The following is a 25,776-nucleotide window of genomic DNA, read 5'->3' on the forward strand; positions in this document are numbered from 1 at the left end:
GATTTCCTTCAAGGCTCGTCTTGTATTCAAAGCATGTCTATTACATTTTAGATAAAAGAGAGGGAATAGGATGATTTCTAATATTGTCGTAATTGGATCAGGAGTTATGGGAAGAGGTATAGCGTATGTAGGAGCGCTAGGAGGTTATAATGTCACATTAGTTGATATTAATGAGCAAGCGTTAGATAATGCCAAAAATGAAATAAATCAAATAATGGATAAAGGGTTATCGCTCAGAAAGATAACTAGTGAAACTGTGAAAACTATTGAGGAAACTTTACATTTTTCAACTGAACCAAAAGAAGCTTTAGGTAAAGCGGATTTAGTTATTGAAGCTGTTCCAGAAAAAACAGATATTAAGAGAGAAGTATTTACAATGATTGAAGAATTCGCAAACGAAAAATGTTTATTTGCAACCAACACGTCAACAATGAGTCCGACTGAAATCGCTTCGTTTACGAAACGTCCTAGTCAAACCATTGCTATGCATTTCTTTAATCCAGTACATAAAATGCCTTTAGTTGAAATAATTAGAGGATTAGAAACAAGTGATGAAACAGCTACTATAATTCGAGAGGTAGCAGAACGAATGGGGAAAGAAACAGTTGTAATCAATGAGTTTCCAGGTTTTGTGACAAGTCGTATTAGTGCTCTTGTCGGAAATGAAGCTTTCTATATGCTTCAGGAAGGTCTTGGGACCCCAGAAGAAATTGATAAAGCTATTAAGCTAGGTCTAAATTATCCTATGGGACCGTTTGAACTTGTTGATTTAGTAGGATTAGATGCTCGATTAAATAATTTAAAGTACTTACACGAGAAGCTCGGTGAAAAGTATCGACCTGCACCATTGCTAGAACAATACGTGAAAGCTGGTAGATTAGGAAGAAAAACTGGTAAAGGTGTTTATGATTATTCAACTATCAATAAAGAAGGTGTAAAGCAATGAAAGAAGTAGTTATTGTTGATGCTGTTCGTACCCCAATTGGTAGATATAAAGGAGCATTAAAAGATGTTCGCCCTGACGATTTGGGGGCTGTTGTTATTAAGGCATTAATCGAAAGAAATCCAAATGTGTCAGCTTCGGAAATTGAGGAAATTGTGCTTGGTAATGCTAATCAAGCAGGTGAAGATAATCGAAATGTTGCGAGAATGTCTTCTTTATTAGCTGGTCTTCCAGTAAGTGTAGGTGGTACAACGGTTAATCGTCTTTGTGGATCTGGATTAGATGCTGTTATGTATGCGGCTAGAGCCATTGCAGTTGGAGAAGGAGATATTTATATTGCTGGTGGAACAGAGAGTATGACACGTGCACCGTTTGTTATGGCAAAACCGAATCAAGATTATCCCAGAGGAAATATGGAAATGATTGATACAACAATTGGTTGGAGATTTACGAACAAGAAGCTGCAAGAAATGTATGGTGCTGATACAATGCCTCAAACAGCAGAAAATGTTGCACAGCGTTGTAATGTTTCTCGTGAAGATCAAGATAAATTTGCATATGAAAGTCAACAAAAAACGAAAAAAGCGATGGAAGAAAATCGATTTGCTGATGAAATTGTGCCAGTGATTTATCGTGATCGTAAAGGAAACGAGATAATAGTAAATCTTGACGAACATCCAAGACCTGAAACAACTTTGGAGAAACTAAATAAGCTGAAACCTATTTTCCAAGATGGTACAGTGACTGCTGGTAATGCATCTGGTGTCAATGATGGTGCATCTGCACTATTATTGATGAGCGCTGATAAAGCAAAGGAATTAGGGTTGAAGCCATTAGTAAGATATGTAGTGGGTGCAACTGCTGGACTAGAACCAGCTGTAATGGGTCTAGGACCAATTTATGCAACTAGAAAAGCGTTAGAACGTTCGGGTCTGTCGATTAAGGATCTTAATCTAATTGAATTAAATGAGGCGTTTGCTTCACAGTCTTTAGAATGTATTCGTCAATTGGAATGTGATGAAAGTAAAGTAAATGTCAATGGGGGAGCTATTAGCTTAGGGCATCCACTTGGCGCCAGTGGAGCGCGTATTTTAACAACCCTTATCTATGAAATGAAAAAGCGTGAATCTCAATATGGATTAGCTACGATGTGTATCGGAGTAGGTCAAGGAATATCAGTTATAGTTGAAAATTGTAAGGAGTGAGTTTGATGTCAACTGTTCAATATACAAAAGAAAATTATATCGCATATGTTACTTTAAATCGTCCAGATGTGTTGAATTGCTTTAATTATGATATGTTGAAGAAGTTGCAAGATGTTGTAACTGCTATTGAACTTGACCCTGAAGTACGTGTAGTTATATTTACAGGTGCTGGAGAAAAAGCATTTTCAGCAGGGGCTGATTTAAAAGAACGTAAAACTTTAAATGAAACAGAAGTTAGAAGAAATGTAAAGGCGATTCGTGATGTATTTAATCAAATTGCATCATTACCACAGCCTACAATAGCTGCAGTGAATGGCTTTGCATTTGGTGGTGGTTTCGAATTAATGATCGCTTGTGACTTTGCAATTGCTATCGATGATACACAACTGGGATTAACCGAAACGAGTTGGGCGATTATTCCTGGTGCAGGTGGAACACAACGATTACCAAGATTAATTGGAGAAACAAAAGCTAAAGAATTAATTTTAACAGCAAGAAAGTTTTCTAGTCAGGATGCTTTACAGTGGGGTATTCTGATTAATGTAGTTCAAAGAGAAGAGTTAATGTCTGTTTGTGAAAATCTAGCAAAAGAAATGTTGAAGAATGGTCCTGTTGCTCTTCGCCAAGCGAAGTTTGCAATTAATCAAGGAATGAATGTGGATTTACAAACAGGACTAGCGATTGAATCAAAAGCGTATGAAATAATTATTCCAACTGAAGACCGTGTAGAAGCTTTACAAGCGTTTAGCGAAAGAAGACCAGCAAATTTTACGGGTAAATAATTGTTGCGAACATTGAGAATTATTCGATATGATATAAAAGGGTATAAAAATCGACAAATATATCATGCTGTGTAAACAGAAAGAGTGAGATGTAAATGAGCAATACGCAATCGATGATTTTTACGATTTATGGGGATTACATTCGACATTATGGAAACAAAATTTGGATTGGTAGTTTAATAAGATTACTAAAAGAATTTGGGCATAACGAACAAGCTGTTCGTGTTGCTGTATCTCGGATGTTGAAGCAAGGATGGGTGAAATCAGAGAAACAAGGTCACAAAAGCTATTATTATTTAACTCCACGTGGTGTAAAGAGAGTAGAAGAAGCTGCGGAGAGAATCTTTAAACTAAATCCACATGAATGGGATGGTAAATGGCGTATTCTAATGTATACAATCCCAGAAGAAAAGCGACAAATCCGGGATGAGTTAAGAAAAGAACTGTATTGGAGCGGTTTTGGTAGTTTTTCAAATGGCTGTTGGATCTCACCAAACAATTTAGAAAAAGAAGTTGAGCTTTTGATAGAAAAATATCAAATAAAGCCGTATGTTGACTTCTTTGTTTCAGAATACAGAGGGCCAAGAGAAAGTGAATCTTTAATTGAAAGAAGTTGGGCCCTAGGTGAAATTGAAGAAAAGTATGAGCAATTTATTACTGAGTACAGTAAGAAATTCATTGTTCATCAAAGTATTATTCAACAAAAAGAAATGTCAGATGCAGAATGTTTCGTTGAACGAACTAATCTCGTTCACGAATATAGAAAATTCTTATTCATAGATCCAGGTCTACCTGCTGAGTTATTGCCAGCTCGTTGGAATGGAAGTCATGCAGCTCTTCTTTTTAGCCAGTATTATAAAATACTAGCCGAGCCTGCAAACCGATTTTTTGAAGATGTTTTTAAAGAAGGTAATGATTTGCAAAGTAAAGATAAAGGTTATGATGTGAATAATCATCCATTAATAACTGAACAAGTAAAGTTATAAAAAAAGAAGGCTGTAAAAAAAGCGATTTGTAATCGCTTTTTTTACGCCTTTTTACGCTTTATAAGGAAATTATTTTAGGATTTCTTTAAATTCTTTTCCTTTTTGTACATATGTATCAATGGATAGCTGTATTAGTTCTAAATCTTTCTCGTTAATTTCTCGAACGACTTTTCCTGGAGACCCCATTACTAATGAACGAGGTGGGATTTTTTTGCCTGATGGTATAAGCGTATTAGCACCAATAATACATTCCTCTCCGATTTCTACGCCATCTAATATTGTTGAACCCATTCCGATGATAGAACGTTTACCAACTCGACATCCATGTAAAATGACATTGTGACCGACTGTTACTTCATCTTCAATAACAATTGGTGATCCTTCAAATAAGTGAATGGTAGAATTATCTTGAATGCTACATCTTTCTCCAATTGTAATAGAATCTTCATCTCCTCGTAGTACAGCATTAAACCAAATTGTAGATTCCTTTCCGATTGATACATCTCCGATAATATAACTTCCAGGTGCTGTAAATACAGAAGAATCTATTTTGGGTTCATGGCCATTATATGAAATACGCATTTTACTACCTTCTTTCATAAATTTTAATTGTTTTAATTTTCTGTATATTATAACATTAATAGTAGAAGGAGGGTGAAAAATGTTACATTTGACAAAATTATTAAATATTACTAATCCAATTATTCAAGGCGGAATGGGCAATATCAGCAATGCACCACTGACGGCTGCAGTGTCTGAAGCTGGCGGATTAGGGACAATTGGATGTGGAACCATGACACCAGAAGAAGTAGAAAAAATTATCATTGAAACGAAAGAACGAACGACTAAACCTTTTGCAGTTAACATTCCAATAAGTGTTACGAAATTTGTTCGTGACCTTGTTGATTTGGTTATAAAACATAATGTGCCTGTCGTTTCTTTATCAGCTGGTAATCCAGCACCGCTAATTCCTATTTTACATGAACATGGGATTAAAGTTATAGCTGTAGTTGCTTCAGTTAAGCATGCTAAGAAAGCAGAAGAGGCACAAGCTGATGTATTAGTTGCAGAAGGGTTTGAAGCGGCGGGTATTAATTCTAGCTTAGAATTAACAACTTTCACGCTAATTCCGCAAATTGTAGCAGCGGTTAAGATACCTGTTGTGGCAGCGGGTGGTATAGGTAATGGACAAGGGCTATCTGCTGCTTTAATGCTTGGAGCTAGTGGTGTTCAATTAGGGACACGTTTTATTGCAACGAAAGAAGCACCATTTCATGACATATATAAGGAAAAACTACTTACAGCAAATGATATTGACACAGTCATTATTGGCCGCCCTGTTGGAAAAGTTAGAAGAATGTTAAAAACACCATATGCACATAAATTAATACAACAGGAACAAAAAGGAATGACTGAAGAGGAATATCTCGATTTAACTTCAGAGAAACAACACTACATAGGCGCTATCCTTGGCGATTTAGAAAATGGCTTTATCAATAGTGGACAAATAGCGGGTCTTATTTCATCAATACCTACTGTTCAGGAGCTAATTGAAAGCATGATGAGTGAAGCAAAGCAGAATATCGTGAACGTAGTTTCTGAATTCGAGGTATTTTCTTTATAAAGAGGAAATGATGTGAAAATATAAAAGGACAAAGGAGGATTTTGTATGAACGAACAAGAAATGCATAAAAAGTATTATAGACAAATTTTTGATACGCTTGATCAGGAGCCTTATGCACAATTTCTTGGTATGAAATTAGTGGAATTAGGGGAAGGCTCAGCTGTTACTGAATTAGTGGTGCAAGAACATATGTTAAATGCGCATAATACTGTTCATGGTGCAATTATTTTCTCCTTGGCTGATTATGCATTTGCAGCTGCAAGTAATTCATATGGAAAAACATCAGTTGGTTTATCTACGAATATGCATTTTATAGCTCCAGCCTTTCCAGGAGATACTATAAGAGCAACGGCTACTGAAGAAAAACGCAATAATAAAGTAGGATTTTATCGTATAAAAATCGAAAATAAAGATGCTTTAATTGCAACAATGGAAGCTGTAGTTTATCGTAAGCAACAAATATTTGTTGAGCTTGATGAGCAAGATCAATAATACTCATTAACGAGTGGTATTATAATTGACAAAAATGCTAGTTTTGTATATAATCAGTATTAATAAAATATTTCTTTCAAAATTGTTTTGAAGGGGAGTAGCTAATACAATAAAGTCGTCAATACAGGGAAACCTCGGCTTTATTGGCAACTGTTTATTTACGTTGTTTGCGAGACCTTACCATATTATTTGGTAAGGTCTTTTTTGCGTATTTTAAAATGGTCATTCGATTGAAACGATTACATAAAACTATTATTGAATAGAGGGGAATAAAGTGAGCAATTATAAAAAATACGCTGAGAGTATCGTATTTTCAAAGAGTGCACGAAGAAGCATTAAAGTAGAGGATTTTCATAAAGATCTTGAACAAATTGGGACAGGTAGAAGTGCATGCGTATTTCGAATAAAGAATACGAATATAGTTATTAAAGTATTTGCACCACGCTTCAAACATATTGCGCTTGAAGAAGCAGAAATTTATAAAAAGCTGGCACATATTCATTATTTTCCAGAAATTTATGAAACGGGTCGTAACTATATTGTTATGGACTATATTGAAGGAGAAACTTTATTTGATTGTTTAAATAAAGGAATCGCAATAGAAGAACAGCAAGTTCATACGATTGATGAAGTGCTACAGCTAGCAAGACAAACAGGCTTGAATCCATCTGATATTCATTTGCGAAATATTATTATTACGAGTGATAATAAGGTTAAACTGATTGATGTGGCAAGATTTAAACAGACAAAAAAATGTGAGATGTGGAATGATTTGAAACGGGCTTATTTTCAATATTATTTAAAGCCATATTTTCCTAGAAGAATACCCAAAATCATTTTGAATATCATTGCCGTTTTATATAAAAAAGAAATCATTCATATTCGGGGAGATAAAAATAGATTGTTAGAATAATGAATTAAATCCATTGACTTATAATTAAGCATATTATAAGATGATGCTTATCAAAAAGAATTTGCAAAATAAAAAATGAGTTATACACTCCAAAGGGGAGTAACTGACAATTATGTCGTCATTACGTGATTAACCTCACCGGCATAATTGGCAACAATTATTGTTGTTTGCGAGACCTTTGCCAAATTTGGTGAAGGATGAATATGAAGAACAAAAAGCCTTTCACCAATACATTGTGAAGGGCTTTATTATATTTAGTTGAAAGAAAGGAGAAATTTATTAATTGGACGTTGACCTTGCGAGGAAAATATTTATTACTATTGCTTTATTAGTTACGACACAGCTATATGGTATGAATACGTTGACTTTAGATCATTGAAGTCAACCACGTAATATTAAATTACATGACGATTATGCTGATGCATTTAGAAATAATTATAATCATTGAAATATATATGGAGGGTAAACAAAATTGTTCAAAAAATGTCTGCATCTACTTAAAATTGGTTCCACAAATGTTGATTTAGTTTTAGATGCTTATGAATATAAATCTGGAGAATTGGTTACTGGTTATTTTGAAATTAAGGGTGGTAAATTGAATCAAAAAATCAAAAGGTTAGAATGTGACTTGATTTTAAAAGATACAAATACAAAGAAGAAGCAAGGTATTGAGTCAGCTACTACGATATTAATGACTAAAACTATAAATTCTTCAGAGGTAACGAAAATTCCGTTTAAATATATTATACCGACCGAATTGCAATCAACTTCAAAAGATTTCATCTATTTATTTCAAACAAAAATTATCTTTCATGATAATTTAAGGGATATGGATTATGATGAAATCAAAATTTGTAGTTGAAATTAGTAGAAAGAGAGCATCCACGAACAACTTTGGATGCTTGTTTCAATTATACCTTTTAGTGTGTGTTCGATAAAAGGTATTGAAATGTCAGAAAAATCAGAATAAAATAATTGTACTTACTAGTTGGTATGAAGGTGTTCATAAAATGAATTTACAATGGAGGTTATATGATGAGTGGTCGTTTTGAAGGAAAAGTTGCGTTTGTTACAGGTGGTAGTCGGGGCATAGGAAAAGGGATACTACAAAGTTTTGCTGAAGAAGGTGCGAAGGTTGCATTAATTGATGTAAATGAAGAAGCATTACAGGAAACGACGAATGAGTTTCGTGAAAAGGGCTATACCATATATTCAAAGGTTGCAAGTGTAACAGAAGCTGACCAAGTTGAAGCAGCTATGAAAGAGGTTTATGAATTATTTGGTTCAATAGATATTTTGGTTAATAATGCAGGAGTTATTAGAGATAATATGCTTTTTAAAATGACTGACTCAGATTGGTTAACGGTTATGGATGTTCATTTAAAAGGTGCTTTTCTAGCTTCTCGTACAGCGCAGAAATACATGGTAGAAAAGGGATATGGTAGAATTATCAATATATCTTCTACATCGGCATTAGGAAATCGTGGTCAGGCCAATTATGCAACAGCTAAAGCTGGGTTACAAGGTTTTACTAAGACATTGGCAATAGAACTTGGTCGCTATGGAATTACAGTCAATGCTGTGGCACCAGGCTTTATAGAGACGGAAATGACAAAAGAAACGGCTAAACGCTTAGGTATTACATTCGATGAACTAATTAAGCATCAAGTTAGCAATATTCCTGTTGGTCGAAGCGGTAAACCAGAAGATATTGCAAATGCTGTTACTTTTTTTGCTGATGAAAAGTCTTCTTTTGTAAGTGGTCAAGTGATTTATGTTGCTGGTGGTCCGAAAAATTAACCAATGAATGGTGGGAAATGAATGTTTGAAAATGTCATTGGAAAACGATCTGAGAAAGTAAAAAATATTGTTGAAAGAGGCGCTGTAAAGAAATTCGCGGCGGCAATTGGAGATCTTCATCCAATTTACATAGATGAGGAGTTTGGTAAACTATCTCGTTATAAGCAAAATATTGCTCCACCAACATTTCCGAGAGTATTTGATTATGGTCATATTGAAGAGTTACAGCTTCCTAGTAAAGGATTAATTCATGGTGAGCAAACATATCATTATGAGCGTCCTTTGTTTATTGGTGAGGAAATACAATGTTATACAGAGGTAAAAGGTTATTCCGAGAAGACGGGATCCAATGGGAAAATGGGGATTCTTGTACTTACAAGTGCTGGGGAAGATATGAATGGACAAATTATTTTTACTTCTAAACAAGTGGTCATCATTACAGAGGCTGTTAGAAAGGTTATGATGCTATGAAACAATTAACAGAATATGTTGTTGGCGAATGCTTAAATGAAGTTGAATTAGAACCTGTTTCTCGGCTAGACTTAATCAAATATGCAGGGGCGTCTGGTGATTATAATCCAATTCACACGATAGATGAAGAAGCAATAAAAACTGGATTGCCAGGAATTATCGCGCATGGTATGTGGACAATGGGTAATTTATCAAAGCTCTTTACAGATTATTTTGATGAGGGTTTTATTAGTGACTATTCCATTCGTTTTAAAGGTATGGTCTTCCTGAATGATGTGATTACTTTAAAAGCAATTATAAAAGAAAAACAAGATGAAAATATTAGATTCACTGTTTTAGCTGTTAATCAACATAACCAAGAAGTATTAAAAGGGCACGTGAAGTATTCAATATATGAGAGTTAAAATTGTAAATAACTAAAGTCAATTATTTGAGATAGCTCTATTAGAACAGCTAAAATGAAAACTAATAGGGCTATTTTTATACCAAAGGAGTGTGCAGAATTGAAATTTGGCATTGTGGGGACTGGAGCGGTTGGTGGATATTTTGGCGGGCACTTAAGTAAGGCAGGAAATGATGTTTTATTCTTAGCACGAGGAAATCATTATGAACAGATGAAGAAGGAAGGTTTGAAAATTGAAAGTGAAAAGGGAGATTTTGTTGTACAGAAATCTTTTACTAACGATTATCAATCCTTTTCTGATGTGGATTATGTTTTCATTTGTGTAAAATCTATTCATACAAAAGAAGTAGCAGAAGCGTTATTACCTATTATAAAGCCTGAAGCAATTATTCTTACATTGCAAAATGGTGTGGATAACGAAGAGATATTAGTACAGTATTTTGGTCAAGAACGAGTTCTTTCTGTCTCTACGTTTATTCAAGCTTCAATAGCTGCCCCTGGTGTTATTAAGCAATCAGGATCTAACCCAAGATTAATATTGGGTGTGTTAGATCAGCAAGCATTTCATCATGTTGAGAAACTAGTTAATTTGTTCACTGATGCAGGAGTAAATGCTAAGATCAGCCATGAAATAGTAAAGATTAAGTGGCAGAAATTGTTGTGGAATGTTGCCTTCAATCCATTGTCAGCAGCAACTGAAACAAAGGTTGGTGAAATAATGGCCAATGAAGACCTTTTGAAAATTTCCCAATCTATGTGTCAAGAAGCGATGACAGTTGCTGATAAACTGGGAATCTCAATCGAAAATAAGATATATGAGGGGATTTATCAAAATTCAAATATAGCTGGTCAACATAATACGTCAATGCTTCAAGACAAATTGAATAAGAAGCCGATGGAGATTGAATCTATTTGTGGTTATGTAGTTAGGAAGGGTAAAGAAGTGAATTCTCCTACACCAGTTCTTGAAACTATGTATCAACTATTGAAATTTATACAATCTAAATATATGTAAATATATACTTTCTCTATATTTCGCTTTTTTTAAAAGTACAATTTATGAAGATTGATGTCAGTTTAGATAAAAACACGAGGAGATAGTATATGAGAAACAAAATTTTAGAAACGAGTATTGAATTATTTGATATAAAAGGTTACAAAGAAACATCGGTTCAAGATATTGTGGATGTAATCGGTGTTACGAAAGGTACATTTTATTACTATTTTACTAGTAAGCAGGATATCATTGAGAACATTGCTTTATCTTATATAGAAGAAATTTTGAGTAAACAAGAGGCAATTATCAGCGACACTTCAAAAGACTGTACTACAAAACTTAGAGACATAGTTTATATGCTTATTAGTGATATCAAAACAAATAGAAGAAGTGCGCGTATTTTCTTTCGAGAAATGAGAAATATTGAAGAGGGTAATTTTTTGAATATTAAATCTAAGCGTTCTCTCTTTAAAAAGCACTATCAGCAATTAATTGAAGAAGGTATCAAAACGGGCGAATTTAAAGAAAGTTTAAATGCAGATATGATCACTTTCGGAATTTTGGGGATTACAAATTGGTCTTATTATTGGTTTAATCCTGAGGGGGAAATTAGTGAAAGTGATTTAACAGACATTTATGTAGATATGATTTTTAATGGAATAAAAAACTAATCATATTGTTTTATTAGTTATTAGAATCTTCTTAATACTAAAAGGCTAGTATTAAGAAGATTGTGATGGAAAATACATTTTTACACGTAACACATCCTCTGTATATACTTCATTTGGCTTCCAATCTCATTTTAACTTTAATAGAATAAAACAGAATATTTTACAATTCGTGGTTATATACTTAAAAAAGTAACTAAAAATTAACATTGATAGAAGGGATTTACGGTATGTTGTCGAATTTAGTAATTACATACCAACCGGTTAGTAAGGTAATTTGTATTGATGGTACATATAAGGGAGGAGTTTTGATGGTAAATCAATTGAAAGATACAAAACCAGTAAGAGCGGGAGAAGAATTAAATATTCCAGTGTTAGAACAATTTCTTCGTGAGCATATTGAAGGATTACCTTCTGAAAAATTAATGGTTGAACAATTTGGGGCTGGACATTCCAATTTAACATACTGTTTGAAAATAGGCGATTGGGAGGCAGTACTTCGTCGACCTCCTTTAGGACCAGTTGCTCCTAAAGCGCATGATATGGAGCGTGAATTCGGAATATTAAGTCAAATAAACCCCGTCTTTCCAATTGCACCGAAGCCATATTTATTTAGTGATGATCTTACTCTAGTGGGTAGCCCATTTTTTGTAATGGAAAGGAAAAAAGGAGTTGTTTTAGACACTTCATTTCCTGCTTCTCTTCAACCTTCTGCAGAATTAGGAAAAACGCTATCTGAAAAGATGGTGGATCAGCTCGTTAATCTTCATAACATTGATTATACACAAACGAGACTAATAGAAGTGAGTCGTCCAGAAGGTTTTCTAGAACGCCAAGTGCATGGATGGACTTCCAGATACGAACGAGCAAAAACAGATGATATTAATGGTATAGAAGACTTGAAACAATGGTTAATTAAACGTATGCCTCATTCACTTGAGCCGACGATTATTCATTATGATTACAAATTAAATAATGCAATGTTTTCTCAAGATTTAAGTGAAATGATTGGTCTATTTGATTGGGAAATGTCAACGGTAGGTGATCCTTTAACCGATGTGGCAGCGGCTATGAGCTATTGGGTACAACCAGATGATTCGGATGAATTGAAGACAGCCTTTGGAGCACCACCAGTGACCGTTTTAGAAGGATTTTATACAAGGGATGAGTTTATTGAAAGTTATGCGAAGAAAAGTGGACGAGATGTTTCTACTATTAATTATTACTTAACATTCGCCTATTTTAAGTTAGCTGTGATTGGTCAGCAAATCTATTATCGATATAAAAAAGGTCAAACAGATGATCCAAGATTTGCACGATTATCTGTCACCGTTAATAGCATGATTCAGCAAGCAATTAGTCTTTCAAACTAAGCAACTTAAAGGAGAAGATAGAGTTGGCTAAAATACATCTTTTGATGAAAAAAGAAGAAATTGAAGCTAGCAAACTCAAAGGTAACAAAGTTGCTGTTGTATTTGATGTTTTGCTAGCGACATCTACTATCGTTGCAGCACTCCATTTTGGGGCTAAAGAAGTAATACCCGTGCTCGATGAACTTCATGCCAGAAAGGAAGCAGAAGGAAAAAGTAAAGGAGATTATGCTCTAGTAGGTGAGTATCAAGGAAATACGATTGATGGATTTCTTGATCCAAATCCTTTGTTATTAAAGAATTATTTAAAGGATAAATCAATGATTCTTTCCACTACAAATGGAACAGTTGCTATTCAAAAATGTTCCGATGCTAACAAGGTATATATTTGTTCAATAATTAATGGAAAAGCAATAGCGGAACGAATATATAAACAACATCAAGATGAAACAATTTTGATTGTTTGTTCAGGTTCCTCAGGCGAGTTTTGCCTAGAAGATTTAGTAGGAGCAGGGTATTTTTTAGATAATTTATTAGCATACAGTCATGAACCATGGGATTTATCGGATGCTGCTTTAGCGGCGTTACTTGTATATAAAAATGTAAGAAACCAATTGAGTGAGACGTTACTTTCCTCAAGAGTTGGAAAGATGATGCAAAACTACGAGTACGACGATGTATTACAGTTTGTATCAAATCCAGGAATTGTTCAAATTGTTGCTTCTTTAACGAAAGAGGGCACAATTGTAGCTGAAGAGAAGGCATTATACGATGCACAATACGAAAAAAAGGAAGTGTGATTAATGAATTTTGATTATTCAGAAAAAGTGAAAGGTCTACAAAAACAACTCAATGAATTCATGGAAGAGTTTATTTTTCCAAATGAAAAATTATATGAAGAGCAATTAGATCCTACGAATCGATTTGCACATGTTCCTCCAATAATGGAAGAGTTAAAGGCAATAGCAAAAAAGAGAGGTTTATGGAATTTATTTTTACCAGAAAGTGAATATGGCGCAGGGTTAACGAATACTGAATATGCTCCACTTTGTGAAATTATGGGTCAATCTATCATTGCACCAGAAGTTTTCAATTGTAACGCACCAGATACAGGAAATATGGAGGTACTTGTTCGTTATGGTACGGAAGAGCAGAAGGAACAATGGCTAAAGCCTTTGCTTGAAGGTACTATTCGATCCTGCTTCTCTATGACAGAACCTGATGTTGCTTCTTCTGATGCTACAAATATTAAAACAAGCATTATTCGTGATGGTGATGAATATGTCATAAATGGAACGAAATGGTGGTCTTCTGGAGCGGGTGATCCCCGTTGTAAAATCGCCATTGTAATGGGGAAAAATGATCCTAATGCACCGTCGTATGAACAGCAATCTATGATTCTAGTACCCCTGGATGCTCCTGGCGTTACAATTAGTAGAATGCTACCTGTATTTGGATATGATCATGCTCCTCATGGACATGGAGAAATCATCTATGAAAATGTCCGTGTTCCAGCAACGAATATGCTATGGGGTGAAGGGAAAGGCTTTGCGATTGCACAAGGTAGATTAGGGCCTGGTCGCATTCACCATTGTATGAGAGCTATAGGTGCTGCTGAACGTGCGCTTAAAGAGTTGTGTATCCGTGTTCAAAGTCGCACTGCTTTTAGTAAGAAACTAGCCCAGCAAGGTGTTATTCAAGATTGGATTGCACAAGCACGAATTGATATTGAGCAGGCGCGCTTATTAACATTAAAAGCTGCCTATATGATGGACACAGTCGGTAATAAAGAAGCAAAGGCAGAAATTGCTATGATTAAAGTTGTTGCACCTAATATGGCATTGCAAGTGTTAGATCGTGCTATTCAAGCTTTCGGAGCTGCAGGTGTAAGTGAGGACTTTGCTTTAGCATCAAGCTGGGCAAATATACGTACGCTACGTTTGGCTGATGGTCCAGACGAAGTTCACCGTAGAGCGGTCGCTAAATATGAATTGAGAAAATATAAATGATAGGGAGTGGATATGATGAATGCGTTACGTTTATTTGATTTAACAGGGAAAGTAGCGATTGTGACAGGCGGTGGACGAGGACTTGGTAAGCAAATTGCAGAAGGATTTGCAGAAGCAGGTGCTCATGTAGTCGTTTGTTCTCGAAATAAAGAAGCTTGTCTTGAGGTATCTCAAAAGTTGAATGATTTAGGTGTAGATTCTTTGGCGATGAAATGTGACGTAACGAATCCGGAAGATGTAAATCGATTAGTTGAAACGACAGTAAAGAAGTTTGGTCGTATTGACATTTTGGTAAACAACAGTGGTGCTTCGTGGGGAGCACCAACAGAGGAAATGCCGTTAGCTGCATGGCATAAAGTGATGAATGTGAATACGACAGGAACCTTTCTTATGTCACAATCAGTAGGAAAAGTTATGTTAGAGCAAGAAGCAGGAAAAATAATAAATATAGCTTCAATTGCAGGATTGAAAGGAACTGACCCTAGTACACTTGATGCCATTGGCTATAGTGCAAGTAAAGGTGCGGTCATTTCATTTACGAAAGATTTGGCGGTAAAATGGGGACCACATGGAATTAATGTAAATGCTATCGCACCAGGTTTCTTCCCGACAAAAATGTCTAAAGATGTTATTGCGAATGGAAGTGATCGATTGCTGCAAAATACGCCATTAAAGCGTTTTGGTGATGATAAAGATCTAAAGGGTGCAGCTGTTTTTCTGGCATCTGCAGCTTCTGATTATGTAACAGGTGCTATTATTGTAGTTGATGGCGGAAGTAATGCGATGTAAGTATTGATAATCAACAAGAAAGCGTGGTTTGATTACTATTGAACTACGCTTTCTTGTTGTTTTATCAAAGTGATAGGAAAGTTTGAAACTTACATGATCTTTTTTTCGTTTAGCAAAGAAAGAATTGAGAAGTGAAAATGCTAAACGTATGGAAAAACACATTAATAGTACTGTAAAAGTATTTATTGAAAAACATGGTAATGATGTATACATTATAAAGAGTGGAAAGGTTTTTGTTTTGACTTGTATAATCGAGTTGATTTCTTTGTATTTACTGTACGGTCAGTCTATAATAGCCTATATAATTTAATTACGCATGGGGGTATATAAATGAAAGTAGAAGTATGGTCGGACTTTGCATGTCCATTTTGTTACATAGGAAAGCGCCGATTTGAGCAAGGTTTAGAAAAGTTTGCTCATAAAGATCGGGTTGAGGTGATATTCAAAAGCTATCAGCTTGAACCACATTCTCCAAAGGTAGTAGATAAAGATATTTACACAGTTTTATCAGAAAAACAAGGTGTTTCATACGAGCAAGCAAAAGGCTTTACACAACAAATTACTCAACAAGCTAAAGAATTAGGATTAGAATATAATTTTGATGATATGGTTTTAACAAATACATTTGCTGCACATCGCCTTAGCCACTATGCGAAGCAACAAGGCAAAATGTACGAAATGATGGAAAGAATTTTGAAAGCTTATTTCACCGATTCTGTAAATATTAGTGATTATGACGTACTTACCAAGCTGGCAACAGAAGTAGGTTTTGATGAAAAGGAAGTTCAAGCAATACTTACAGAAGGAAAATATAGTGAAGATGTTCAAAATGACATGAAACAAGCAGTACAAATTGGTGTGCGTGGTGTTCCATTCTTCGTATTCAACCAAAAATATGCGGTATCTGGTGCACAAGCCGGAGAAGCTTTCTTAGAAGTATTAGAGAAGGTGTGGGAAGAAGAACAGGGGCAACAACCTTTACAAGTTTTGAATTCGGATAATGATGACACAAAAGGCGCTAATTGTGCTGATGGAGCTTGTAACATTTAAAAATAAATGGAATTGATTTGTTTTTTAAACAATTTAATATTTCAGTAATTTCAAAAGAGGCATCCTGAAAGTGATAAAAAATCATTTTTAGGATGCCTCTTTACGCTTTTGAGATGTTTCGAAAATCGTTATATCCAATAAGTGAATTAAGTAAAGTTATTTATAAAGTTTGATATATGCGCTTTTGGCATAGGAAGACAAGCATTTATCTTGGTCTGTGACAAATACATAATAATGCTATTAAAAGGAGATGATAAGAAGCACATAAAGAGAAAGGATGGGTCATTGTGGACTTTTTTCATCAACAAGAATCACTTACAGCCATTCAATGGATTCTGAGAGCAATCGTTGCTTTTTTATTTTTGCTCTTTGCAACAAAAATTATGGGGCAGCGTTCTATTTCTCAGCTTAGATTACTCGATTTTGCTATGGCTATTTCTCTTGGTAATATTATCGCTCATCCTTTGTCAGATGAAAAATTAGGAATGAAGGGTTCCATGATTTCCATGTCGGTTTTAGTTATTTTATATACGGTCGGTGTATTATTGAGTCTGAAGTGGGCTTCATTTCGAGATTTTATAGATTCCCGCCCAATTCTACTTATAAAAAATGGACAGATTGTTTCCGCTAACTTACGAAAGGCTAGGATTTCAGTTGATTTTCTATTATCGGAGTTAAGAAAACAAAAGATAGAAGATGTTCAAAAAATTGCTCTTGCCTTATGGGAACCAGACGGATCTATTTCAAGTTTTTTATATCCGCAACATGAAACACCAACCCGAGCAGATCTTAAAATAGTACATAAACCTTTTTCTCTCCCTTCTGTCCTCATTAAAGAAGGGAAAATTGATTATCTTGAGTTAAACAAAACAAAGTTTACTGAGGATTGGCTGAAAAATATAATCACATCAACATATAATGTAGACATTCGAGATGTCTTATTAGCGACAATCGACCAAAATGATAAATTGCAAGTTTTTCTATTGTAAAGTGGTAATAGGTTATTTCTTTTAAAGCTTAAAACGAGTGCAGCACCAGTTTTTTTATACACCATGCAAATGCGGTATTTACGCACAGACACTTGTCTTAAAAAAAGACACTTCTTTAAGCATTACACATAGAAATAATGTATTGTGATTGGCTTTCTTTATTTTTAATAACTGGCATAAAAAATGCAAGATAGTATCAAGTATAGACATTATGTATATAGATAGGGGGGGCAGTATAATGTTAAGCCATTTAAAAATTCTTGATTTTACTACTTTACTTCCTGGACCATATGCAACGATGATGTTTGCCGATTTTGGAGCTGAGGTTATTCGCGTTGAATCGCCAACACGAGCGGATTTAACACGAAGTTTGTTTACGGAACAAGGTGAAGATTCACCTGTGCATGCCTATTTAAATCGTTCAAAGCAAGCGATAGCCCTTGATTTAAAAGATGAAGAGTCACTTGCTAGCGTTAAAAAAATAGTTTCAACATGTGATATTATCATTGAACAGTTCAGACCAGGCGTAATGGATCGTTTAGGGCTGGGATATGAAGATTTAAAAAGTATCAAGCCAGACCTCATCTATTGTTCCATTACTGGTTATGGTCAAACAGGCTCCTTTCGAAAGAAGCCAGGACATGATAATAATTATTTAGCTTTATCAGGTATTGCTAGTTATTCCGGCACGAAGAAAGATGGAGCTGTTTTATCAGGCGTTCAAATTGCTGATCTTGCTGGTGGTTCCTTACATAGTGTTATTGCTATATTAATGGCTGTTATTCATCGAGACCGAACAGGTGAAGGACAGTGGATTGATATTAGCATGACGGATTGTAGCTTAGCATTAAATGCTTTTGCTGGTCCTGCTTATTTAGATAAAGGAATAGAAATGGACTATGAAAGCTTTTTACTGAATGGTGGCTCATTTTATGGTTATTATGAGACGAAAGATGGACGCTTCTTCTCAGTTGGAAGTTTAGAGCCTCCTTTTAAAAAGTTATTATGTGAAGCTATTAATCAACCAGAATTATTTGAAATGAGTATGAGTGATAAAGAGGAAGATATAAAAATGTTTAAGGAAAGTATTCAACAAGCATTTTTAACTAAAACATTTATTGAATGGCAAGAAGTTTTTTCACAGTTTGATGCTTGTGTTGAGCCTGTATTAACTGTTGGAGAAGCGTGTAGTCATCCTTTATTTGCTGAACGAGGCATGATTGTAGAAGTGCCAACTGAAAAGGGTGGTTTTGTTCATCAATTGGCTTCGCCGATTAAAACAAATGCTTATAAACCTGAGTATAAATTTACTGGGGTAAAACTAGGACAACACACGAATGAAATATTAGATAATTTGGATAAATAAGATAATACAGGGGGATGAAAATGAAATTAACAGAAACAATCGCATTAGTCACTGGTGGCGCATCCGGTTTAGGGGAAGCAACTACACGTAATATTGTAGCGAATGGAGGAAAAGTAGCCATTCTTGACTTATCGGAAGAAAGAGGAGCTAGTTTAGTAGAAGAGTTAGGAAATGATAAAGTAATCTTTGTGAAGACTGATGTTACAAATGAAGAAAGTATTCAAGTAGCAATTGCAAGTGCAATTAATGCGTTTGGTTCTATTAATGCACTAGTTAATTGTGCAGGTATTGCTGATGCTCAAAGAACCGTATCAAAAAAAGGAGCACATAATTTAGCAACGTTTACTAAAGTAGTTACAGTCAATTTAATTGGAACATTTAATATGATTCGTCTAGCTGCTGAACAAATGATTCATAATGAACCAAATGAAAACGAGGAAAGAGGAGTTATAATAAATACGGCATCTGTTGCTGCTTTTGACGGTCAAATTGGTCAAGCGGCATATAGCGCTTCTAAAGGCGGTGTTGTTGGAATGACATTACCTATCGCACGTGATTTAGCTCCATTTGGAGTGCGTGTTATGACAATTGCTCCAGGAATGTTTAATACACCAATGTTTGCAACTCTTCCGGAAGAAGCAAGAACAGCTTTAGGTTCAGCAGTTCCATTTCCTTCTCGTCTTGGTGAGCCAAGTGAATATGGTATGTTAGTCAATTCTATTATTCAAAACCCGATGTTAAATGGTGAAACGATTCGTCTTGATGGCGCGATTCGTATGCAACCAAAGTGAGGAAAAATGTACATAATCTTGACAGTGGGAGGAATGAAAAAGTGGTAAAATCAGGTATTCTGAATATTTCGAACAAAAATGATAAACAAGAGAAAATTTCTATAGAAAAGCTTCAGTTAAAAGAGTTGCTTTCCATTAATAAATTGGAAATAACAAATAAAACGGATTTAATTAATAGATTAGAAGAAGGAAAAACGATATAAAGAACAGAGCCATCAATTATATGATGGCTCTTAGTTTTAAAAAGCTAACGTTTGCTTTTTCTTATGCAAGCTTTCTTCTGATTTATATAGATCCATTTCTTCTTTAATGTCTTTCATTTTGCAGTCTAAAAAATGTACCATTTCAGCAGCGGATTTTAGTTCAGAGGTTAATTTGTTAGGAACTTCATCTTGAAATTTGTAGTAGATTTTATGTTCTAAGCTTGCCCAGAAATCCATTGCGATGGTACGAATTTGGATTTCTATACATACATTTTCAGTACGATCTGTTAGGAACACAGGTACAGTAACTATTAAGTGAAGACTTTTGTATCCATTTGGTTTTGGATTAGCAATATAGTCTTTCACTTTTATGATTTGTATATCATCTTGGTTTTTAATTAAATCATAGATTTTATAAATATCGGATATGAAAGAACAAGTTACACGAATACCAGCAATATCAAACACGTTTTCTTCAATATTCTCAAATGTAGGTTTTACGTTTTTTCTTTCTAATTTTGCGCTAATACTTTTAGGTTTTTTAAGACGTGATTTAATATGTTCGATAGGGTTATGGTCATGGAGAATTTGAAATTCTTCATTTAAAATTTTTAGTTTCGTATTCATTTCATCTAATGCGAATTTATATTTCATCATAAATGATGACCATTCTTTAATATTTGATGTTTGTATATCCATTTATATTCTCCTAATCAGAGTGGTTAAACAAATGACCGGTTGGTCACTTGAATATATTGTAATGCTTTCTTGTAGTATTTTTCAAAAGAAATAATTGTAAACTTTTATATTAGTTAGATATTAGCGGGAGAGAGTGTCTATTCTGAATTGATTTGCTTGTCCGATATTTCAAATCTATCAACTATATTATATAATATCACTAGTAAATTATGTATTCATGCAACTTGAATAGTAAGTTAGTAGATTCATCTTGTACATGATAAGGGGGTAGTATGGATGAGAGTTAGTATTGCGCAATTATCTTCTAGTTTAGATAAAGATGCTAATTTAAAAAAAGCAGAGAAGTATATAGAAGCAGCTAAGAAAAAAGGTGCAGATATAGTTGTTTTACCAGAGATGTATATGGCATTAATCGTACCTGGATCAGGGATATTGCCTGTTGATGTAGCAGAGCCACTTAATGGACCATTTGTAGAAGGCTTGAGAGAAGCGGCTCGAAAAAACAATATTTATGTTGTTTGCGGTATATTTGAAACGAAGGAAAATGCAGAGTTGCGTGCCTATAATACAACCGTCTTTATTGATCGAACAGGAAAAATTATTCAGTCTTATCGTAAGACACATTTGTATGATGCTTTTAATTATGTTGAATCAGATACAATTGTAGCTGGAGATAATCCATATAAGGTCGTAGATACAGAATTCGGAAAAATCGGTTTAATGGTGTGCTATGAAATCAGGTTCCCAGAAATCGCGAGACAGTTGGCACTTCAAGGTGCGGATATGCTAATCATTCCAGCTGGCTGGGTGAAAGGTCCAATGAAAGAAGAACATTGGCAAGTACTATTGAAAGCACGAGCTATTGAAAATACTGTATTTATTGTAGCTTCTAATCAAGTTGATAACATTTATACAGGTAGAAGTATGATTCTAGATCCAATGGGTGTAGCATTAGCGAATGCTGGTGAAGAAGAGACGTTAATCACTACAGATATTGATTATGAACGTATAGCAAAAGTAAGAGGGAAACTACCAAGCGTAAAAGACCGACGACCAAAGTTTTATGCGAAGAGATAAAGTGAAGCTTTGCTCTGTGAGGGAAAAAAGCCTCACAGAGCATTAGTTGAACCAATTGGGTTTTTTTACTAGAGGTTGATTTTCCATTTGAACGCCCCTGCTGTTGCTGCCGTTTTGAAGTGGGAGTCTTAGCGCTAGTTTGAACGGGATAAAAAAACCTACGGAGCACCTACAATTTAGTGGGTGCTTCGTAAGTTTTTGTGATTCGCTGGTGTTGCGAAACGTTGTGAACGAGTTAATTGGATAACAAATACCCCACTTATTAAAATGAATCCACATATCATTAAAATTAAGCCATTCCAGCCAGCAAAGCTTAAGAATAATCCTCCTGACCAGCCAATTACACTTGATCCAGCGTAATAGAAGAATAAATATAGCGATGATGAGTAGCTTTTAAATTTAAATGATGAGATAGAGCTTACCCAGCCACTAGCAGTTGTATGACCAGCGAAGAAGCCAAATGCAAACACCGCCATACCACTAATCATGAAAAATAGATTGCCTACAAGTGTCATTAATGCCCCAATAGTGATTAAAGCAATTGCCCAAGTCATTAATATTTTACGAGAGTAGCGCTCTGTTAGTTTACCGAAAATAAAGGAACTCCATGAACCGACTAATTGGATAATGAAAATAAAACTAATTAATGTATGATTTAAATTATAAGGTTCCTCTGATAAAGGAAAACCAATATAGTTAAACAATGCAACATATACACCTAGGAAAAGAAAACCAATGCCATATAAATAGAGTAATTTATAATTTCGTAGACTTGTCGACATTCCTTTTGACCAATGAGCAAATGATATTGTTTCTTTTCTAAAGTTTTTTGACTCAGGTAAGTAAATCCAGAATAATAAACTACAAATTAAGCTGAAAATACTTAAACCAAGTATAGCAATATTCCATGAGAAATAATCTGTTAAAATACCAACTAATAATCTACCAACAAAACCTCCAACAGCTGAACCTCCAATATATACACCCATTGCTCTACCGATATTCATCGGTGAGATTTCTTCGCTTAAATATGTCATAGCGATTGCAGGAAAACCTGCTAAAGTAATACCTTCTAACACTCTTAGAACCAATAATATTTCAAATGAAGGGCTAAATGCAGATAGTATACTTAATAAAGATGTGAATAATAGCGATAAACCCATGATTTGTTTGCGTCCCCATGCATTTGAAAATACTGAAACCACTAACATAACGAATGCCATCATAATTGTAGCAAATGAAATGGTAAAGCTTGATGTGGATGGTGATATATTAAATTCTTGTGCAAATGTACTAATAAGGGGTTGTGGGCTATAAAGAATAGCAAATGTAACTAAACTCCCTAAAAGCATACTCAATAATATTTTTTTATATGATTTACTTCCAGCTTCTGTATAACTCAAGAAGAACCTCTCCTTTGAATGACTTTATTACTGTATAAATAGAGTTTACTCCTTGAGGTATCATAACGTCCAATGTATTATATTTATATAAACGATACCTTTTGGTTATGAATTGAAGGGAGATGATTGAACTGGAGTGGCAACAACTTGAATACTTTCGTGTAGTGGCAAAAATAGAACATTTTACAAAAGCAGCTGAAATATTGTCCATTTCTCAACCCGCATTAACCCGCTCGATTACTAAAATGGAACAAGAATTGGGAATAGCGTTATTTGATCGTGTAGGAAGAACGGTAAGATTAAATAAATACGGGAAGCTTTTTTTAAAGCGTGTTGAAAAAGGATTATTGGAAATTTCAACTGGAATTGAAGAAATACATCAATTACAAAATCCACATACAGGTTCTGTTTCATTTTCATTTTTATTAACGTTAGGTATACATATTGTCCCTGAAATCATTAGTCATTTTAATGAGCAATACCCAGGTGTAGAATTGGAGATTCATCAAAGTTCAAGTGTAATGAGTATTCATCAATTAATAGATGGGGAGATTGATTATTGTCTTATTGGTCCTATTGAGCCAGATGCAAATATTGTTTGGCACCTATTGTTTCAAGAAGAATTATTTGCTTATGTTCCGGCTAACCATCGTTTAGCAAGTAAACAATCCATTTCGCTTGATGAGTTAGCGAATGATCATTTTATTGGATTTAAAAAAGGGATTGGAATGCGTGAAATGACAGAGAGCTTCTGTCAACAGGTCGGATTTACTCCGAAGATTAAATTCGAAGGAGAAGATGTAACGACATTAGCGGGTCTTGTTTCTTCTGGTTTAGGCGTTACAATTATCCCTGAGTTTAGTGGAATTAGTTCAAATAAAATAAAGAAATTAAAAATTAGTAACCCGTATTGTCAGCGAGATGTAGGAATTGCTTGGATGAAAGGAAAAGCATTTTCGCCAACAGCAGAGCTTTTTCGGAACTTTATAATAGAAATGTTTAAAATGAAATAAGAACATGGCCAGGGGCTAGTTTGTCTCGATTTAAATGAAATTGATAAAATTAAGCAATTCCTGTAGGCTCTATTCGAACAATGGAAGTGGAGGCCAATAAATTGTATGTAGGAATAGGTATATAATTGTTTGTTAAAGGATAGTGAAATTTAAAAAGGACCGTCCTAAATATGATTAGAAATCGCTTTTGGGACCGACTCGGCTTCTTTTTTATTTTTTTGTACATAAACCAATGCTATAGTAGCTATATAGCATTAAAATTTGAAGAATGAGAAATAAGGAGTAGAAAAATTAAGATATGAAATTAGTATCATGGAATGTAAATGGCATTCGTGCATGTGTGAAAAAAGGTTTTATGGATTATTTCACAAATGTGAATGCTGATATATTTTGTATTCAAGAATCAAAATTACAAGAAGGACAAATTCAATTAGAATTGGATAACTATTATCAATATTGGAATTACGCAGAGAAAAAAGGCTATTCTGGTACAGCGATTTTCACAAAGAAAGAACCTCTTTCTGTTTCATATGGTCTAGGGGAAAAAGATGATGAGCCGGAAGGAAGAGTAATTACTTTAGAGTTTGAGAATTTCTACTTTGTTACAATGTATACACCAAATTCTAAACGAGATTTATCCAGATTGGATTATAGATTAGAATGGGAAGATGAAGTAAGGACTTATTTAATGGCTCTAGATGAGGTAAAGCCTGTTGTATTTTGTGGAGATTTAAATGTAGCTCATAATGATTTAGACTTAAAAAATGCAAAATCAAATCGAGGCAACTCAGGCTTTACAGATGAAGAAAGAGAGAAAATGACACTGTTATTACAATCAGGCTTTGTCGATAGCTTTAGATACCTTTATCCTAATCGAGAAGATGCGTACACTTGGTGGTCCTATATGGCTAAAGTGCGAGAGCGCAATATTGGTTGGAGAATTGACTATTTCATAATCTCTAATCGACTAACAGAAGTATTAAGAGACTCTCAAATTCATGCTGATATTATGGGTAGCGATCATTGCCCTGTTTATATGGAAATAGACTTGTAAAAACTAATGAGGCACATAAATTACTGGAATAATGGATAGTTACAACTGGAGGAATAGCAATGTTGAAAAAACAAATGGAACAATATATCGAAGGATTATTAAAAGAAGACAGTAATTCACAGCAAATTGAATTATATAAAGAAGAAAAGGCATACGTTGAAAAGCATCATCTATTACCAAATCAAAATATAACAATAACTGAAAAAGATGATTCATCACGTTTTTTAGATGTTTATATTGAACGTTGTAATAAAGAAACGGAAGAATTAATAGCGGAAGAAGGTTCGCAATTTTTAAATGAGCCATTAAGTTATTTAGTAAAACATAAAAATGAGTTTATTTATTTAGAAAGTGATTATTTCAATATTATTGGTGTTGATGCCATTTCTTTAGAAGTAGACGATGTATTTGGTACATATAATGTTATGTTAGGTTTGAAGCTGCAAAAGAAATATGAATCAGCGATTAAGTCATATTTATCAAATGCATTATCGGGTGATTCTGTAAAATCTGGTATTATATTCAGTCAAGGTGATGGATTGTGGGATTTGAATTTTATGTTAAACTTCGTGAACGGTTATAAAGAAGATATGACACTTCGAGAAGCTTATCAATTAATTTATTCATTTATATTCGAACTTGGTGAAGTGATTGAAGAAGCTTAAATAAAGGTAAAAAA

29 protein-coding genes are annotated in these 25,776 nt (G+C 34.4%); 26 read left to right on the plus strand and 3 right to left on the minus strand.

The features are described from left to right. The first annotated feature begins 70 nt into the window (after nucleotides 1-70). The 4 genes from TX86_RS07035 to paaX all read left to right on the plus strand — a co-directional run bounded on the left by TX86_RS07035 (nucleotide 71) and on the right by paaX (nucleotide 3,916). Nucleotides 71-946 carry a 3-hydroxyacyl-CoA dehydrogenase gene (locus tag TX86_RS07035; RefSeq protein ID WP_042347513.1) on the plus strand — a complete coding sequence of 292 codons (876 nt, stop codon included), beginning with the start codon at nucleotides 71-73 and terminating at the stop codon, nucleotides 944-946. Beyond that, the gene (locus TX86_RS07040) at nucleotides 943-2,148 is read left to right on the plus strand and encodes an acetyl-CoA C-acyltransferase (protein WP_042347515.1); all 1,206 of its coding nucleotides are present in this window, start codon (nucleotides 943-945) and stop codon (nucleotides 2,146-2,148) included. The genes TX86_RS07035 and TX86_RS07040 overlap by 4 nt, the downstream gene beginning before the upstream one ends. A 5-nt stretch (nucleotides 2,149-2,153) precedes the next feature. After that, on the plus strand, nucleotides 2,154-2,930 hold the full coding sequence (locus TX86_RS07045) for an enoyl-CoA hydratase-related protein (protein ID WP_042347518.1): 777 nt from the start codon (nucleotides 2,154-2,156) through the stop codon (nucleotides 2,928-2,930). A 95-nt stretch (nucleotides 2,931-3,025) separates the two neighbouring features. Then, nucleotides 3,026-3,916 (plus strand): phenylacetic acid degradation operon negative regulatory protein PaaX, encoded by an 891-nt coding sequence (gene paaX, locus TX86_RS07050; RefSeq protein WP_042347520.1) that lies wholly within the window; start codon nucleotides 3,026-3,028, stop codon nucleotides 3,914-3,916. 69 nt (nucleotides 3,917-3,985) lie between these two features. On the opposite strand, the gene TX86_RS07055 is transcribed toward paaX, so the two are convergent. Next, nucleotides 3,986-4,498: a gamma carbonic anhydrase family protein gene (locus TX86_RS07055; RefSeq protein ID WP_042347522.1), complete on the minus strand. Its 513-nt coding sequence runs from the start codon at nucleotides 4,496-4,498 to the stop codon at nucleotides 3,986-3,988. A gap of 79 nt (nucleotides 4,499-4,577) precedes the next feature. On the opposite strand from TX86_RS07055, the gene TX86_RS07060 reads away from it, so the two are divergent. The 18 genes from TX86_RS07060 (at nucleotide 4,578) to TX86_RS26625 (ending at nucleotide 19,851) form a co-directional block, all read left to right on the plus strand. Beyond that, nucleotides 4,578-5,540, plus strand: a complete 963-nt coding sequence (locus TX86_RS07060; RefSeq protein WP_042347524.1) for an NAD(P)H-dependent flavin oxidoreductase — start codon at nucleotides 4,578-4,580, stop codon at nucleotides 5,538-5,540. A gap of 45 nt (nucleotides 5,541-5,585) precedes the next feature. Beyond that, complete coding sequence (locus TX86_RS07065; protein WP_042347526.1) at nucleotides 5,586-6,032, plus strand: PaaI family thioesterase; 447 nt, start codon at nucleotides 5,586-5,588, stop codon at nucleotides 6,030-6,032. Between the two features lie 274 nt (nucleotides 6,033-6,306). Further along, nucleotides 6,307-6,945 (plus strand): protein kinase domain-containing protein, encoded by a 639-nt coding sequence (locus TX86_RS07070; protein ID WP_042347529.1) that lies wholly within the window; start codon nucleotides 6,307-6,309, stop codon nucleotides 6,943-6,945. Between the two features lie 472 nt (nucleotides 6,946-7,417). After that, the gene (locus TX86_RS07075) at nucleotides 7,418-7,807 is read left to right on the plus strand and encodes a sporulation protein (protein ID WP_042347531.1); all 390 of its coding nucleotides are present in this window, start codon (nucleotides 7,418-7,420) and stop codon (nucleotides 7,805-7,807) included. A gap of 173 nt (nucleotides 7,808-7,980) precedes the next feature. Continuing rightward, nucleotides 7,981-8,745: a 3-oxoacyl-ACP reductase FabG gene (gene fabG / locus TX86_RS07080; RefSeq protein WP_042347533.1), complete on the plus strand. Its 765-nt coding sequence runs from the start codon at nucleotides 7,981-7,983 to the stop codon at nucleotides 8,743-8,745. A gap of 21 nt (nucleotides 8,746-8,766) precedes the next feature. Then, complete coding sequence (locus TX86_RS07085; protein WP_042347535.1) at nucleotides 8,767-9,216, plus strand: MaoC family dehydratase N-terminal domain-containing protein; 450 nt, start codon at nucleotides 8,767-8,769, stop codon at nucleotides 9,214-9,216. After that, nucleotides 9,213-9,620, plus strand: a complete 408-nt coding sequence (locus TX86_RS07090; RefSeq protein ID WP_042347537.1) for a MaoC/PaaZ C-terminal domain-containing protein — start codon at nucleotides 9,213-9,215, stop codon at nucleotides 9,618-9,620. Before TX86_RS07085 ends, TX86_RS07090 begins: the two co-directional genes overlap by 4 nt. Before the next feature lie 99 nt (nucleotides 9,621-9,719). Beyond that, entirely contained in the window at nucleotides 9,720-10,634 is a 915-nt protein-coding gene (locus TX86_RS07095) for a ketopantoate reductase family protein (RefSeq protein ID WP_052343569.1), read from the plus strand. 89 nt (nucleotides 10,635-10,723) lie between these two features. Then, nucleotides 10,724-11,287 (plus strand): TetR-type transcription factor C-terminal domain-containing protein, encoded by a 564-nt coding sequence (locus tag TX86_RS07100; protein WP_042347541.1) that lies wholly within the window; start codon nucleotides 10,724-10,726, stop codon nucleotides 11,285-11,287. A 308-nt stretch (nucleotides 11,288-11,595) separates the two neighbouring features. Next, complete coding sequence (locus TX86_RS07105) at nucleotides 11,596-12,657, plus strand: phosphotransferase family protein (protein WP_042347543.1); 1,062 nt, start codon at nucleotides 11,596-11,598, stop codon at nucleotides 12,655-12,657. 23 nt (nucleotides 12,658-12,680) lie between these two features. Further along, on the plus strand, nucleotides 12,681-13,454 hold the full coding sequence (locus tag TX86_RS07110; RefSeq protein WP_154663068.1) for a 2-phosphosulfolactate phosphatase: 774 nt from the start codon (nucleotides 12,681-12,683) through the stop codon (nucleotides 13,452-13,454). A gap of 3 nt (nucleotides 13,455-13,457) precedes the next feature. Next, entirely contained in the window at nucleotides 13,458-14,663 is a 1,206-nt protein-coding gene (locus TX86_RS07115) for an acyl-CoA dehydrogenase family protein (protein WP_042347545.1), read from the plus strand. Between the two features lie 15 nt (nucleotides 14,664-14,678). Further along, nucleotides 14,679-15,452 (plus strand): SDR family oxidoreductase, encoded by a 774-nt coding sequence (locus TX86_RS07120; RefSeq protein WP_042347547.1) that lies wholly within the window; start codon nucleotides 14,679-14,681, stop codon nucleotides 15,450-15,452. Nucleotides 15,453-15,782: 330 nt separating this feature from the next. Next, nucleotides 15,783-16,502, plus strand: coding sequence for a DsbA family oxidoreductase (locus tag TX86_RS07125; protein ID WP_042347550.1), 720 nt, complete (start codon nucleotides 15,783-15,785; stop codon nucleotides 16,500-16,502). 287 nt (nucleotides 16,503-16,789) lie between these two features. Further along, entirely contained in the window at nucleotides 16,790-17,491 is a 702-nt protein-coding gene (locus TX86_RS07130; RefSeq protein ID WP_042347552.1) for a DUF421 domain-containing protein, read from the plus strand. Nucleotides 17,492-17,729: 238 nt separating this feature from the next. Continuing rightward, a complete protein-coding gene (locus tag TX86_RS07135; RefSeq protein ID WP_042347554.1) occupies nucleotides 17,730-18,857 on the plus strand; it encodes a CaiB/BaiF CoA transferase family protein in 1,128 nt (375 codons plus the stop codon). A 20-nt stretch (nucleotides 18,858-18,877) separates the two neighbouring features. Further along, nucleotides 18,878-19,648: a 3-hydroxyacyl-CoA dehydrogenase gene (locus tag TX86_RS07140; protein WP_042347555.1), complete on the plus strand. Its 771-nt coding sequence runs from the start codon at nucleotides 18,878-18,880 to the stop codon at nucleotides 19,646-19,648. A 41-nt stretch (nucleotides 19,649-19,689) separates the two neighbouring features. Continuing rightward, a complete protein-coding gene (locus TX86_RS26625; RefSeq protein ID WP_154663069.1) occupies nucleotides 19,690-19,851 on the plus strand; it encodes a hypothetical protein in 162 nt (53 codons plus the stop codon). Nucleotides 19,852-19,887: 36 nt separating this feature from the next. Here TX86_RS26625 and TX86_RS07145 read toward each other — a convergent pair whose 3' ends face one another. Next, nucleotides 19,888-20,550 carry a GTP pyrophosphokinase gene (locus tag TX86_RS07145; RefSeq protein ID WP_042347556.1) on the minus strand — a complete coding sequence of 221 codons (663 nt, stop codon included), beginning with the start codon at nucleotides 20,548-20,550 and terminating at the stop codon, nucleotides 19,888-19,890. Between the two features lie 276 nt (nucleotides 20,551-20,826). Between TX86_RS07145 and TX86_RS07150 the strand changes: the two genes are divergently transcribed. Then, nucleotides 20,827-21,627 (plus strand): carbon-nitrogen hydrolase family protein, encoded by an 801-nt coding sequence (locus tag TX86_RS07150; protein ID WP_042347557.1) that lies wholly within the window; start codon nucleotides 20,827-20,829, stop codon nucleotides 21,625-21,627. A gap of 176 nt (nucleotides 21,628-21,803) precedes the next feature. On the opposite strand, the gene TX86_RS07155 is transcribed toward TX86_RS07150, so the two are convergent. Further along, a complete protein-coding gene (locus tag TX86_RS07155; RefSeq protein WP_042347559.1) occupies nucleotides 21,804-23,030 on the minus strand; it encodes an MFS transporter in 1,227 nt (408 codons plus the stop codon). A gap of 122 nt (nucleotides 23,031-23,152) precedes the next feature. Here TX86_RS07155 and TX86_RS07160 point away from each other — a divergent pair, with 122 nt between their 5' ends. The 3 genes from TX86_RS07160 to TX86_RS07170 all read left to right on the plus strand — a co-directional run bounded on the left by TX86_RS07160 (nucleotide 23,153) and on the right by TX86_RS07170 (nucleotide 25,762). Continuing rightward, complete coding sequence (locus TX86_RS07160) at nucleotides 23,153-24,043, plus strand: LysR family transcriptional regulator (RefSeq protein WP_052343570.1); 891 nt, start codon at nucleotides 23,153-23,155, stop codon at nucleotides 24,041-24,043. Between the two features lie 298 nt (nucleotides 24,044-24,341). Beyond that, nucleotides 24,342-25,097 (plus strand): exodeoxyribonuclease III, encoded by a 756-nt coding sequence (locus TX86_RS07165; RefSeq protein WP_042347561.1) that lies wholly within the window; start codon nucleotides 24,342-24,344, stop codon nucleotides 25,095-25,097. A gap of 59 nt (nucleotides 25,098-25,156) precedes the next feature. Then, nucleotides 25,157-25,762 (plus strand): branched chain amino acid aminotransferase, encoded by a 606-nt coding sequence (locus tag TX86_RS07170; RefSeq protein WP_042347563.1) that lies wholly within the window; start codon nucleotides 25,157-25,159, stop codon nucleotides 25,760-25,762. Nucleotides 25,763-25,776: the final 14 nt, after the last annotated feature.

Origin of the sequence: Bacillus massiliigorillae (assembly GCF_000380245.2) — a bacterium.
Classification (GTDB): Bacteria; Bacillota; Bacilli; order Bacillales; family DSM-1321; genus Bacillus_AD; species Bacillus_AD massiliigorillae.